Below are 13,407 nucleotides of genomic sequence, written 5' to 3' on the forward strand. Positions count from 1 at the left end.
CCATCCTTTCTTTTTTGCCCTTAAATTAAAAAGAGTATTTTTATACTATGGATTTTTACGACTTTAAAAATGCTTTTCTTATAGGTTTTTTCATGGCTTTTATGATTGGACCTGTTTTTTTTATGCTGATTCAAACCAGTATTTTAAAAGGAGCTAGAGCTGCAATTGCATTTGATTTAGGTGTTATTTTAGGTGATATTACTTTTATCTTAATTGCTTATTATGGAAGTAGATCTTTATTAGAAAAAATTAAAGATGATCCACGTTTATTCTTTATTGGCGGTCTCGTTCTTATCATTTATGGCCTTATCACCTACTTTGATAAACAGAATAAAAAAGAAGCTTTAGAATCTGCAAAAATTACAGAAGTTCCAATTAAAAATAATTACCTCAAACTATTTTTTAAAGGCTATTTCTTAAACTTTATAAATGTAGGTGTGTTAGCTTTTTGGTTAGGTACAGTTTTAGTAATTGGACCCACTTTAAAAATGAATGAAAGTGCCATTTTTTGGTATTTTTCCACAATCATTTTAGGATATGCAGTTACAGATTTAGGTAAAATTCTTCTTGCTAAGCAATTGAAAAATAAAATGACACCAATTGTTATTTATCGTTTAAAAAGAATAATGGGGATAATCCTTTTAATCTGTGGTGTTTTTTTAATACTAAAAGGTTTAATCCCAAATGAAAGTATTAATGAATTGATTCATTAAAAAGTAATAAAAAAGCGAGGTAAAAACCTCGCTTTTTTATTACTGTATATTTAAGATTATTTCACTTCAAACACATTGTTTTCTAAATTAACATCAGCCATTAATAAGCTTTTATCTATTGCTACTGTTTTAATAGTTTTAGATGTAGTAAAAGAATATGTTGGGTATGCCCAACCCCAATCTTTTAATACAGTTGCATCTGTTGGTTTACTACCTCTCATTAGTTCTAAAGGTATATTAAAACTTTCTTTACTTCCGTCTGTAAAAGTAACCTCTACATCAATTGGCATTGGCATTTGACCAATTCTTTCTAAAGTAATTTTATTTCCTTCTACAGATTTAATTCCATAATCTATAGTATGTAAAGTTTGTGTCCATTCGTTTAAATACCAACCTAAATGAATACTAGAAACTTTTTCCATAGAACGTTTAACATCATTTGGTGTTGGATGTTTAAAACTAAAATCTTTAAAGTATTTTTTTAATCCTTTTGCAGTATTTTCTGCACCAATTACATATTCTAATTGAGATAAAAACATACTTCCTTTTCCATAACTACCAAAACTATAACCTCTATTTGTATGATATCTATCTGCATGTGTTGTAAGCACTTCTTCTGCCCCTGATTTTACCATTTTGTTATATCCTTTATAAGGACCAGTATTTGGATTTTTATCACCAGCCTTAAGAATATCATAAGAAGCTTTTGTAGAAATATAAGTTGTAAAACCTTCATCCATCCAAGGGTGTAGACTTTCATTTGATGCTAATAAAAACTGAAACCAAGTATGTGCCATCTCATGAGCTGTAACGCCAAATAAACTGCCAAAACTTCTTTTACCAGTAACTAAAGTAGACATTGCATATTCCATTCCTCCATCTCCTCCTTGAATTACAGAATATTGTTTATATGGGTATTGACCTACATTTTCGCTAAAATACGTCATTAACTCAGCTGTTTTTGGCTGAACATCTTTCCAACTTTTTAGATATTTAGCATCTAAAGTTTTTTTGTATAAGAAATGTAAATCTATTCCATTTTCCATTTTAAAAATATCATGAGCGTACTCATTATCTGCAGCCCACATAAAATCATGAACTCTTGGTGCTTTAAAATGCCAAGTTAATTTATCACCTTTAGGTAAATTGATTTCTTTAGCAGCGTCTTCATAACCATGACCAACTTCTTGTGGGTTTTGTAGATATCCTGTACCACCAACTGTATAGTTCTTATCAATATGAATTGTTACATCAAAATCTCCCCAAACACCTTGAAATTCTCTTGCAATGTAAGGAGGCGTATGCCAACCCTGAAAATCGTATTCTGCTAATTTAGGATACCATTGCGACATAGATAACGCTATACCTTCTTTATTTGTTCTACCAGATCTACGAACTTGCAATGGAACTTGTGCATCAAAATCCATTTCAAAAGTTACAGATTCTCCAGATTTTATTGGTTTATTTAATACTACTTCTAAAATTGTACCAACAGTTTCATGAGAAACAGCAACTCCGTTTTGTTTTAAAGAGTTTACTTTAATATAACCTATTTCTTCTGGTTTTAATTTACTAATTCTATCTCTTACTCTTTTATCTGGATCTTTAATATTTAAAGATCTAACGTCCATTTGAGAACCAGGTTGAAATGCATTAAAATACAAATGATAAAATACTTTATTTAAATCATCAGGAGAATTATTAGTGTAAATCAATGTTTGTTTTCCTTTGTATTGATACTTATTAACATCTACATCTACATCCATAGTATAATCTACATGTTGTTGCCAATAAGTATCTTTTGCTACGTAAGTAGTGTCTTTTATAACCTTACAAGAAGTTAACACAATTAAAGACAATCCAAATAAATAAATTTTTCTCATTTATTTTTTATTTTAAAGTTATAAAAAACAGCAATTAAAAATTGCTGTTTTTATTAATAATTATTTTTTCCCATTTACCATTCTGTCTGCCATCTTTAAGGCATTGTAAGCATTTACAACCCTACCAGAAACTGATAGTTCTGAAAAAGGAACTTTTTCATCTTTTGTGCCTGGTTTAATTACATCAAAATTAATTTTAGTACCAGAATTCATTAAAATATGTTTTACTTGACTTGCAGACAATTTAGGATAATAAGAACGGATTAAAGCTGCAACACCAGCTGTAGCTGGAGCAGCCATAGAAGTACCACTAAATTTAGCATATCCATTTTCTGGTGTTGTAGAATTTACCTGTACTCCAGGAGCAAAAACATCTACATTTATTTTACCATAGTTAGAAAAACTTGCAGGTAATTTTTCATTATAATTAGCGCTCATTGCACCAATTGTTAAAACATTATCAGAAATTTCTGTTGTTAAATCTTCAGAATCGTTTGGAAACGTTTTTTCTATATCTATGTTCTTACCATCATTACCAGCAGCATTTACAATTAAAACATCATTTTTTGCTGCATATTTAATTGCTTCATAAACCCATTCTTTATTTGGTGAAAACGCTTTTCCGAAACTTGTATTAATCACTTTTGCTCCATTATCAACAGCATATCTTATTCCTAAAGCTACATCTTTATCATACTCATCTCCATCAGAAACAGAACGTACTGCCATAATTTTTACATTATTTGCAACTCCATTCATTCCTTTTCCATTGTTTCTTGTTGCACCAATAATACCTGACACATGAGAACCATGAGCTTCATCTTTAGTTGAATGCCCTGTGTTTGCATCACCAGAACCTGGTTTATCATTTATATCATATGCATTATCACCAACTTCAAGTCTATAATCAGTTTTTAAATTATCTCCATCAATTAGTTTTTTATTATTTGCTAATTGTTTGATAAAATAATTAACACCTTTTTCTATTTCTTGTTTTGCAACAGTTAAAGATGGTAAACCAAAACCAAAAATAGTCTTAGCCACTTGTATGTTCTTTAACAATTCTGCATCTTCAGTTTTTAAAGACATTACTTCTGCTGTAGTATAATCTTTTTTACCAAAATGCTTGGTAAAAGCAGCATCAGCATTATTTACTCCTTGCAATAATTGCTCATATCTTACTTTATTTTGCATTAAATTTTCATTTGCTTTTTTAGCACCGTCAACTTTTTCTTTATGGTATTTTTTTACTTCTGCTAAAGTTTCTGCATCTGTAATTGAAGGATTCATTAAAATACGTTCATATTCTAAATGTTCTTTATATGAGCTTCCTAAAAAGTTCCATCCATTAATATCATCAACATAACCGTTTTTATCATCATCAATTCCGTTTCCAGCAACTTCTTCTTTATTAACCCAAGCAACATCTATTAAATCTTCGTGCTTTAAATCTGTACCAGAATCCACAACTCCAACAACTACTTCTACTCCTATTTTTCCTTTTAAAAACTCGTAAGCTTTATCTACACTCATTCCAGGAATAGAGTCTTTAATTAAATCTAAATGTTGCCAGTTATCTTTTTCTATATCTGTTAATTTTGCTTTTTTAGCTGTTGCATTAATAACAATATCTGAACCAACAGGAACAGGAATGTTAGAAATTGACTTACAACTAGTTAAAAATAAACCTGCAACTGCTGTATAAAAAATAGGTTTTAAAATCTTCATAATCTCTCTTATCTTAATTAAATATATCTATAAATTTGTGTGTGTTTTTTAATCTTACTCCTTTTTCTGTATGCTTAACAGTACAAAGTTCATTGTACGCATCGTGTTCTAAAAAAAGATAGTATTCTTTATCTGCAGCTTGATTTAAAAATGCAGCTTTTTCTTTTATTGTTATTAGTGGTCTTGTATCATACCCCATAACATAAGGCAAAGGTATATGCCCAATAGTTGGTAGCAAATCTGCCATAAAAACAATTGTTTTACCTTGATAGTTTATCATTGGTAACATTTGTTTTTCTGTATGACCATCCATAAAAAGTATATCAAAACCTATTTGATCTTTATAATTGCTATAAATAAAATTTAATTGACCACTTTCTTTAATTGGGTTGATGTTTTCTTTTAAAAAAGAAGCTTTTTCTCTCGCATTTGGTTCTGTTGCCCATTGCCAATGTTTGTCATTAGACCAAAATTTTGCGTTTTTAAACGCGGGTTGTAAAAAAGTTCTATCAGAATTCCATTCTATAGCTCCTCCACAATGATCAAAGTGTAAGTGGGTTAAAAAAATATCTGTAATATCATCTCTATGAAAACCATGTTTTGCTAAAGAAGTATCTAAAGAGAAATCTCCAAAAAGATAATAATAGCTATAAAATTTATTAGATTGTTTTGCTCCTAAACCAGTGTCTACTAAAATTAAACGATTTCCGTCTTCTATAAGTATACTTCGCATACTCATATCTATTAAATTATTCTGATCTGCTGGGTTTGTTTTCTGCCAAATAGTTTTAGGAACAACACCAAACATTGCACCTCCATCTAGTTTAAAATTACCAGTTTCAATAGGATATATCTTCATTTACTTAAAATTAAAATCAAAAAAATTACTTATAAAAATAACAATTTAAGATTCAATATAAATCCTTATACTTCTAAAAAAAATATAAGGAAACAAAGATGTATAAAAATATATAATTTTTTGTTAAAAAAATCTAAAGGTTACCTATTTAAAACCTCTTTAAACAAAAATAATTTAAACTAATTAGTTTTTAGTTTACTTAACAATTTTGCTAATTTAATTATTACAAAAACGGATAATGATAAACCTAAAACAACTATCAATAATTGGTTATCGAAACCTGAGTGCACATTAGTAAAATTGTCTGGTGGTAAAATTTGTAAAAACATAGTAATGAAATTTTCTGTTTGGTCTATCAAAATTAGTGATGAAAACTCACAAATAAATTTTTAATCGTTAAAGAGTATTTTACATTCGTTAAATAACTTCTTTTCTTCTTTAAATAAAACTCCATTTATCATACAGAATATTAACAATACTATAAATCAACTCTTTTTTAGCTAAATCAAATACTTAAACCAGTTTTTTTATAGCAAATAAAAAAGTCCCAACTTTATGTTGAGACTTTTTTTGAGGTGTCGAGCGGATTCGAACCGCTGTAGATGGTGTTGCAGACCACTGCCTAGCCACTCGGCCACGACACCTTATTGTATTAAGGATTGCAAATTTACGTAATTTTACAATTTCTGCAAGCCTTTTTTAACTTTATCGCTTTTTTGTAAGAATTATTACAACTTCTTCCACATTTCCACCAATTGGTGGATTAATTTTAGCAACAGCAACTTTGGCTTTTTTAATCATTGGGATTTCTTTAAAAAAACGATCTAAAATACGCTGTGCTACTTCTTCTAACAACTCAGAACGAATTGCCATCTCTTCTTTAACAATGTGGTTTAAATGTACATAATCTACAGTGTCTGCTAAATTATCTGATTTAGCTGATTTTTTTAAATCTGCTTTTACCTCAACATCTACTCTGTATTCAGAACCAATTTTAGCTTCTTCATCTAAACATCCATGATTGGTAAAAATCTTGATATTGTTAACTTGTATAATTCCCATAGTTTCTTTAAAAAGACAAATATACTTTTATTAACGGAACTTTATAAATGTGTTAGTGATTGAAACGGCATCCTTTTTATGCTTCTTTTAAAGAATCTCTTTTTGATGAGTAATAAAATGCTTTTAAATATATACTAATGCTAAAATATATACTGCATAAAAAGATATAGTGGAAAGCACGACTTTAATACTGTATGCTTACAGTATAAAGTAACACCCAAAAACTAATTAGTAAAAAAGTCGAAAACGTTACTTATTGCACTTGTTTTGGTTTTATAAAACTCTGTATAGGTACATTTTTCGCAGGTTACACTTGTAAATTTTTGATTTTGAATATCAAATATTTTAGATAATGTGCCTCCAGTTGCTCGCATTTGACCTAATTTATAGGTTTTGTAATTGCATTTTGGGCAGGTGTAGTTTCTAATTTTATCGCTCATGGTAAATTGTTTTATTTTATAAGTAGCTGTAACTTTAACTTTGTTACAAGATTACCAAATCCTATAAAGTATTTTCCGTAATTTTGTTTCTTAATTTTTTAATTAAATTATGTCTGAAGAGAATAAATCGCTCAATTTTTTAGAGCATATTATAGAAGAAGATTTGGCAAATGGAATGCCAAAAGAAAATTTGCGTTTTCGTTTTCCGCCAGAACCTAATGGATATTTACACATTGGTCATACCAAAGCAATTGGTATTAGTTTTGGTTTAGGTTTGCATTATAACGCACCTGTTAACTTACGTTTTGACGATACAAATCCTGCTAAAGAAGAGCAAGAGTATGTAGATGCAATTAAGGAAGATATTTCTTGGTTGGGTTATCAATGGGCAAACGAATGTTATTCTTCAGATTATTTTCAGCAGTTGTATGATTGGGCAATTTTGTTGATTAAAGACGGAAAAGCATATGTAGATAGCCAATCATCAGAAGAAATGCGTGTGCAAAAAGGAACGCCAACAGAAGTTGGAACAAATAGTCCTTTTAGAGATCGTTCTGTTGAAGAAAACTTGGAATTATTTCAAGGAATGAAAGATGGAAAATTTAAAGAAGGTGAACATACTTTGCGTGCTAAGATTGATATGGCTGATGATAATATGTTAATGCGTGATCCTTTAATGTACAGAATTATGTACAAATCTCACCATAGAACTGGTGATGATTGGTGTATTTACCCAATGTACGATTGGACACATGGTGAAAGCGATTATATTGAACAAATATCGCATTCTTTATGTTCTTTAGAGTTTAAACCTCACAGAAAATTATACAATTGGTTCAGAGATAATGTGTATGATTTTAGTAAGTCTGAATATCCACATCCACCAAAACAACGTGAGTTTTCTCGTTTAAACTTAAGTTATACCATTATGAGTAAACGTAAGTTACTTAAATTGGTAGAAGAAGGTATTGTTTCTGGTTGGGATGATCCAAGAATGCCAACTATTTCTGGTTTAAGAAGACGTGGTTATACACCTGCTGCTATAAAAAGTTTTGTAGAAACTGTTGGGGTTTCTAAACGTGAAAATGTGATTGATGTAGCACTTTTAGAGTTTAAAATTCGTGAAGATTTAAACAAAACTGCCAAAAGAGTAATGGCTGTTTTAGATCCTGTTAAAGTTGTAATTACAAATTATCCTGAAGGTGAAGAAGAACTTTTAGATGCTAATTACAACGATTATGAAGATGGTTTTGGAAGCAGACAAGTTCCTTTTTCTAGAGAAATTTATATAGAAAAAGAAGATTTTAGAGAAGAAGCAAATAAAAAATTCTTCCGATTAAAATTAGGAAAGGAAGTCCGTTTAAAAAACGCATATTTTATTACTGCCAATAGTTGCACAAAAGATGTAGATGGAAATATTACAGAAATACAGTGTACATACGATCCGTTAACAAAATCTGGAAGCGATACTCCAGAAAGCAAACGTAAAGTAAAAGGAACTTTGCATTGGGTTTCTGTAAAACACGCTGTAAAATCAGAAGTTAGAGCTTATGACAGATTGTTTTTAGATGAAGCACCAGATTCTCATAAAGACAAAGATTATATGGAATTTGTAAACCCAAATTCCTTAGAGCTTATTGAAGCGTATTTAGAACCAAGTCTACAATCTGCAGAAATCGGAGAACGTTTTCAGTTTCAACGTTTAGGTTATTTTAATGTAGATGATGATTCTACTTCAGAAAACCTAGTATTCAACAAAACTGTTGGATTACGTGATTCTTGGGGTGGGAAATAGTAAGCAGTATTCAGTTGGCAGTTTTCAGTCTTAACTGTTGTAAAAAAACATCTCGATACAATTTTGATGAAAAATCAAAATCACTTGATGTAACAGAAATTGAGAATAAACAATTTGTATAGAATATTTTAAAACATATAATTATGAAGAAATTACTTTTTTTATCAGTATTTATGATTGCCTTTTCTTGTGGAAACAAAAAAGAGATTACACAAATTGCAGCTGTTTCTTGTGGTCAATGTAAGTTTGAATTAGATTCTGAGAAAGGATGTAGTTTGGCTGTTAAAATTGATGACAAAACTTATTTTGTAGATGGTTTTGGAATTGATGATTTTGGCGATGCTCATGACAAACATGTTGGTTTTTGTAACGTAGTTAGACAAGCAGAAATTACTGGTGTTATTGAAGGCGGACGTTTTAAAGCGAGTGCTTTAAAATTAGTTGAGTAACAAAATACTTATTATAGCTTCCTGCTTTTTGTAGGGATGATAAAACAAAAAATCCGATGAAGAAATTCATCGGATTTTTTTGTAACAGATTCTAATCTACAAGAATATTTTTATGTATTCTTCCTTTTTTACTTAAAACTTCTACAAAATACAGAGCAGTTAGAAAATTTGGTAATGGTATTCTATTTTCAACTTCTGAATAAAAAAACGAAAAATGAAGTATTTTTAAGTTCTATGTTACTTTTAACGTTTTAGTCTTTAAAAAAAGGAGATATAATAATATATTTATGATGTAAAAAATATTTTCAATGAAAACATTAAATAAAGTTTTAGAAGGCTTAATGTCTCGTTATCAAGAACGAGTGCCAGACGTTTTAAAAATAAGCAACGCTTTAATTAAAAACAACGTTATTAAAGAGCAAAAAGATATTGAAAATGATCATATTGCTTTTAGAACTATGGGCGTAAAAAATTTAGGAATTGCTTCTTTTGAGAAAATTTTTCTTCATTATGGCTATACAAAAGAAGATGCTTATTTTTTTGAAAAAAAGAAACTAAACGCACATTGGTACAAACCACCAAATGATAAATACCCACGTATTTTTATAAGCGAATTAATAGTTGATGTTTTTCCTGATGAAATTCAAAAAATTATAAAATCGTATACAGATGAAGTTACATCAGACCCTGTAGATCAATTAAATTTAGACAATGCAGAAGAAGTTGATACTTTTTTACACAGTGCTTTATGGCGAGTTCCAACCTTAGAAGATTACAACAAATTAATGGAAATTAGCGAATATGCTGCTTGGGTAATTTATAATAGGTATTATTTAAACCATTACACAATTACTGTAAATAATCTGGCTAAAGGCTACAATACATTAGAGAAATTTAATGATTTTTTAGAAAAAATTGATGTAAAATTAAGCGATGCTGGAGGTTTTATTAAAAAAAGTCCAGATGGTTTGTTATTACAAAGTGCAACTATTTCTCAATTATGTAAAGCAACTTTTGCAAACGGAGTTTCCAAAGAAATTGCAGGAAGTTATGTAGAATTTGCCGAACGAAAAGTTTTGCCAGAATTTAAGCATTTGCCTTTAGACAAAATAGAAAGAAAACATAGAAGAGAAGGTTTTGAAGCTGCTAATGCAGATAAGATTTTTGAAAGTACTTTTACAAGTCAAATAAGTAAGACTTAATTAATTTAAGGTTTTTTAAATAAGAAATTAAAAAAATCCGAAGTAAAATATTTACTTCGGATTTTTTGATGTTTTATATTGATAAATTATGGTGCAGGATTAGGAATTAAATGATGTACAGCTTCAATTTCCTTTAAAATTTCTTCTGATAAATTAATATCTATACTTCCAATATTTTCTTTTAACTGACTTATTTTAGTGGCTCCAATAATATTTGCAGTTACAAATGGCAGTTGATTTATATAAGCTAAAGACAATTCTGTTAAACTTATTCCGTGTTTTAATGCAATTGCTTCATACTTTAAAACTGCTTCTTGAACCAAATCAGATTGATATCTTGTTATATAATTCGGAAATAAAATTCCTCTTGCATCCGCAGGTTTTTGTCCTCTTAAATATTTACCTGTTAAAACACCTTGCGCTAAAGGAGAATATGCAAGTAAACCAATATTTTCTCTCATAGAAACTTCAGACATACCATATTCATAACTTCTATGCACTAAAGAATATGAGTTTTGCATGGTTATCATTCTTGGTAAATTCAATTCTTTAGCAGCTTGTAAATATTGTAAAGTTCCCCAAGGAGTTTCATTAGACAAACCAACTTGTCTTATTTTTCCTTGTTTGATTAAAGCATCTAATGTTTCTAATATTTCTATATGATTTTCAGCTTCTTTTCTAGAAGTTTTATACGGATAATCTCTCAATCCAAAGGTATTAACACCACGCTCTGGCCAATGCAATTGATACAAATCTATATAATCTGTTTGCAATCTTTTTAAACTTCCTTCTACAGCTTCTATAATTGCTTCTTTAGCAAAACCATTCTCTCTAATATGAGCAGTATAAGGTCCTGGGCCACAAATTTTACTTGTTAAAACAACTTTATCTCTATTACCCGTTTTTTTAAACCAGTTTCCAATAATTTTTTCTGTAGAACCGTAAGTTTCTGGTGTTGCAGGAACCGAATATAATTCTGCCGTATCAAAAAAATTAACACCTTGCTCAAGGGCAAAATCCATTTGTTCAAAACCTTCTTCTTGTGTGTTTTGTTTTCCCCAAGTCATCGTTCCTAAACAAATTTTAGAAACTTCAATATCTGTATGTGGTAATTTTGTGTATTTCATTTTTTGATGTGTAAACGTGTAATTGTTTATTTGTGTAATTGTAAAAAGCAACCACGAAATTAAAACTTAAAACCGAATAAAAAAATAAGCGTGTAATTTTAACAATTACACGCTTATTTAATAAATTTATACTTTAAAATGAAACTTCGACAAGCTCAGTTTTACATCTTAAATGTTAATTGGAATCTGAAATATGATTTAAAAATATAACTGTCTATTAAACAATTACACGATTAAACAAATAAACAATTAAACGCTTATTTTAAAATAGCTTCAATTCCTGGTAAAGTTTTACCTTCTAACATTTCTAACATAGCACCACCACCAGTAGAAACATAACTTACTTTTTCTGCAAAACCAAATTGTTTAACAGCTGCAACAGAATCTCCTCCTCCAACTAAAGAAAATGCTCCGTTTTTAGTTGCTTTATCAATAGAATGACCTAAAGCAATTGTTCCTCCTGCAAAAGATTCCATTTCGAAAACCCCTAAAGGTCCATTCCATAAAATAGTTTTACATTTATTTACAACTACATCAAAATTCTCTCTAGATTTTGGTCCAGCATCTAAACCTTGCCAACCATCAGGAATTGCATTAATATCTAAAACTTGAGTATTTGCTTCATTAGAAAAATCATCAGCAGCAATAACATCTACAGGAATATGAACTTCTACTCCTTTTGCTTTTGCTTGCTTTAAAATATCTAAAGCCAACTCCATTTTATCATCTTCACAAATAGAATTTCCAACAGTTCCTCCTTGTGCTTTTACAAATGTAAAACTCATACCACCACCAATAATTAAGTGATCTACTTTGTCTAAAATATTTTCAATTACAGTAATTTTTGATGACACTTTTGCACCACCTAAAATTGCCAATACTGGTTTTTCAGAATTGTTTAATACTTTATCTATACTTACAATTTCTTTTGCTAACAAGTTTCCAAAACATTTATTTTCTTCGAAAAACTGAGCAATAATTGTTGTTGAAGCGTGTGCTCTGTGAGCAGTACCAAATGCATCGTTTACATAAACATCACCTAACTTAGATAATTTTTCTGCAAATTCTACATTTCCTTTTTTCTCTTCATCATAAAAACGTAAGTTTTCTAATAATAAAACTTCTCCTGATTGTAAGTTTGCAACAGCTTCTTCAACTTTATCACCAACACAATCTGCCACAAATTTTACTTTTACCCCTAAGATTTCAGTTGCTTTTTCAACAATATGACCTAAAGAAAATTGATCTTGAAATCCTTTTGGACGACCTAAGTGAGACATTAAGATACAACTACCTTCTTGTTCTAAAATATCTATAATAGTAGATTTTGCAGCTTGAATTCTTGTAGCATCTGTTACTTCAAATTTATCATTTAAAGGCACATTAAAATCTACACGAATTAGCGCTTTCTTATTCTTGAAATTAAAATCTTTTAGTGTTTTCATCTTTTATTAATCTATTTTCAACAAAAATACCAATTTATTCACTCTTTTTAATGTGGAAATCCTAAAAATCAATACAACGTTTTCGAAGACAATGTATCTCTTACAACGAAATCAAAAATTAAAAGATTGCTTTCTAAAATTGATGAATTAATGATAAAGTAATTTTATATTTGCTTATGCTTTTCAACCAAATTATCGGTCAAGAACACATTAAAAAACACTTAAAAGTGTCTGCTGAAAACGGCAGAATTCCGCACGCGCAATTATTTGTGGGTAAAGAAGGTAGTGGAACTTTGCCAATGGCAATTGCCTACGCTCAATTTTTATTGTGTAATTTCTCTGATAATGTTGATGTTTGTAATTTAAAATGTGACAAATTGCAACATCCAGATTTGCATTTTACTTATCCTGTAACTTCTAATGAAAACGTAAAAAAACACCCTGTTAGTAGTTTGTTTTTAAACGATTGGAGAACTTTTATAGAAACACAACCTTATGGAAGTTTGTTTAATTGGCTACAGCACATTGGTGTAGAAAACAAGCAAGGAATTATTGGTGTAGATGAAGCAGAAGAAGTTGTAAAAAAGTTAAAACTTAAAAGTTACGAAGGTGGTTTTAAAGTAATGATTATATGGATGGCAGAAAAAATGAATATTGCTGCCGCAAACAAATTATTAAAGTTAATAGAAGAACCACCAGAAAAA

At 29.6% G+C, this 13,407-nt stretch carries 12 protein-coding genes, 1 tRNA gene and 1 pseudogene; 5 read left to right on the forward strand and 9 right to left on the reverse strand.

The window, feature by feature from the left end:
* The first annotated feature begins 47 nt into the window (after positions 1-47).
* Positions 48-713 (forward strand): LysE family transporter, encoded by a 666-nt coding sequence (locus tag ABJG40_RS05030; protein WP_348023480.1) that lies wholly within the window; start codon positions 48-50, stop codon positions 711-713.
* A gap of 56 nt (positions 714-769) precedes the next feature.
* Here ABJG40_RS05030 and ABJG40_RS05035 read toward each other — a convergent pair whose 3' ends face one another.
* The 7 genes from ABJG40_RS05035 to ABJG40_RS05065 form a co-directional block, all read right to left on the reverse strand.
* Positions 770-2,596 carry a M1 family metallopeptidase gene (locus ABJG40_RS05035; protein WP_348023481.1) on the reverse strand — a complete coding sequence of 609 codons (1,827 nt, stop codon included), beginning with the start codon at positions 2,594-2,596 and terminating at the stop codon, positions 770-772.
* Between the two features lie 60 nt (positions 2,597-2,656).
* Positions 2,657-4,324, reverse strand: a complete 1,668-nt coding sequence (locus ABJG40_RS05040; RefSeq protein WP_348023482.1) for a S8 family serine peptidase — start codon at positions 4,322-4,324, stop codon at positions 2,657-2,659.
* Between the two features lie 13 nt (positions 4,325-4,337).
* Positions 4,338-5,183: an MBL fold metallo-hydrolase gene (locus ABJG40_RS05045; protein ID WP_348023483.1), complete on the reverse strand. Its 846-nt coding sequence runs from the start codon at positions 5,181-5,183 to the stop codon at positions 4,338-4,340.
* A gap of 179 nt (positions 5,184-5,362) precedes the next feature.
* Positions 5,363-5,512 carry a hypothetical protein gene (locus tag ABJG40_RS05050; RefSeq protein ID WP_348023484.1) on the reverse strand — a complete coding sequence of 50 codons (150 nt, stop codon included), beginning with the start codon at positions 5,510-5,512 and terminating at the stop codon, positions 5,363-5,365.
* 244 nt (positions 5,513-5,756) lie between these two features.
* Positions 5,757-5,827 (reverse strand) — tRNA-Cys (locus ABJG40_RS05055).
* A gap of 61 nt (positions 5,828-5,888) precedes the next feature.
* On the reverse strand, positions 5,889-6,245 hold the full coding sequence (folB, locus tag ABJG40_RS05060; protein WP_348023485.1) for a dihydroneopterin aldolase: 357 nt from the start codon (positions 6,243-6,245) through the stop codon (positions 5,889-5,891).
* Positions 6,246-6,469: 224 nt separating this feature from the next.
* Complete coding sequence (locus tag ABJG40_RS05065; protein ID WP_348023486.1) at positions 6,470-6,685, reverse strand: zinc ribbon domain-containing protein; 216 nt, start codon at positions 6,683-6,685, stop codon at positions 6,470-6,472.
* A gap of 109 nt (positions 6,686-6,794) precedes the next feature.
* Between ABJG40_RS05065 and ABJG40_RS05070 the strand changes: the two genes are divergently transcribed.
* The 3 genes from ABJG40_RS05070 to ABJG40_RS05080 all read left to right on the forward strand — a co-directional run bounded on the left by ABJG40_RS05070 (position 6,795) and on the right by ABJG40_RS05080 (position 10,131).
* Complete coding sequence (locus tag ABJG40_RS05070; protein ID WP_348023487.1) at positions 6,795-8,480, forward strand: glutamine--tRNA ligase/YqeY domain fusion protein; 1,686 nt, start codon at positions 6,795-6,797, stop codon at positions 8,478-8,480.
* A gap of 143 nt (positions 8,481-8,623) precedes the next feature.
* Positions 8,624-8,929 (forward strand): DUF6370 family protein, encoded by a 306-nt coding sequence (locus ABJG40_RS05075; RefSeq protein ID WP_348023488.1) that lies wholly within the window; start codon positions 8,624-8,626, stop codon positions 8,927-8,929.
* A 308-nt stretch (positions 8,930-9,237) separates the two neighbouring features.
* Positions 9,238-10,131, forward strand: coding sequence for a DUF1338 domain-containing protein (locus ABJG40_RS05080; protein ID WP_348023489.1), 894 nt, complete (start codon positions 9,238-9,240; stop codon positions 10,129-10,131).
* 86 nt (positions 10,132-10,217) lie between these two features.
* On the opposite strand, the gene ABJG40_RS05085 is transcribed toward ABJG40_RS05080, so the two are convergent.
* Positions 10,218-11,258 (reverse strand): aldo/keto reductase, encoded by a 1,041-nt coding sequence (locus tag ABJG40_RS05085; RefSeq protein ID WP_348023490.1) that lies wholly within the window; start codon positions 11,256-11,258, stop codon positions 10,218-10,220.
* 257 nt (positions 11,259-11,515) lie between these two features.
* A complete protein-coding gene (locus ABJG40_RS05090; protein WP_348023491.1) occupies positions 11,516-12,703 on the reverse strand; it encodes a phosphoglycerate kinase in 1,188 nt (395 codons plus the stop codon).
* Positions 12,704-12,879: 176 nt separating this feature from the next.
* On the opposite strand from ABJG40_RS05090, the pseudogene ABJG40_RS05095 reads away from it, so the two are divergent.
* Positions 12,880-13,407: pseudogene (locus ABJG40_RS05095) on the forward strand (DNA polymerase III subunit delta'); the annotation flags it as partial.

It is taken from the genome of Polaribacter sp., from assembly GCF_039939415.1.
Taxonomy (GTDB): Bacteria; Bacteroidota; Bacteroidia; order Flavobacteriales; family Flavobacteriaceae; genus Polaribacter.

Coding starts and splice junctions, on each gene's coding strand:
- ABJG40_RS05030 (WP_348023480.1), top strand. CDS start 48: ATGGATTTTTACGACTTTAAAAATGCTTTTCTTATAGGTTTTTTCATG.
- ABJG40_RS05035 (WP_348023481.1), bottom strand. CDS start 2,596: ATGAGAAAAATTTATTTATTTGGATTGTCTTTAATTGTGTTAACTTCT.
- ABJG40_RS05040 (WP_348023482.1), bottom strand. CDS start 4,324: ATGAAGATTTTAAAACCTATTTTTTATACAGCAGTTGCAGGTTTATTT.
- ABJG40_RS05045 (WP_348023483.1), bottom strand. CDS start 5,183: ATGAAGATATATCCTATTGAAACTGGTAATTTTAAACTAGATGGAGGT.
- ABJG40_RS05050 (WP_348023484.1), bottom strand. CDS start 5,512: ATGTTTTTACAAATTTTACCACCAGACAATTTTACTAATGTGCACTCA.
- folB (WP_348023485.1), bottom strand. CDS start 6,245: ATGGGAATTATACAAGTTAACAATATCAAGATTTTTACCAATCATGGA.
- ABJG40_RS05065 (WP_348023486.1), bottom strand. CDS start 6,685: ATGAGCGATAAAATTAGAAACTACACCTGCCCAAAATGCAATTACAAA.
- ABJG40_RS05070 (WP_348023487.1), top strand. CDS start 6,795: ATGTCTGAAGAGAATAAATCGCTCAATTTTTTAGAGCATATTATAGAA.
- ABJG40_RS05075 (WP_348023488.1), top strand. CDS start 8,624: ATGAAGAAATTACTTTTTTTATCAGTATTTATGATTGCCTTTTCTTGT.
- ABJG40_RS05080 (WP_348023489.1), top strand. CDS start 9,238: ATGAAAACATTAAATAAAGTTTTAGAAGGCTTAATGTCTCGTTATCAA.
- ABJG40_RS05085 (WP_348023490.1), bottom strand. CDS start 11,258: ATGAAATACACAAAATTACCACATACAGATATTGAAGTTTCTAAAATT.
- ABJG40_RS05090 (WP_348023491.1), bottom strand. CDS start 12,703: ATGAAAACACTAAAAGATTTTAATTTCAAGAATAAGAAAGCGCTAATT.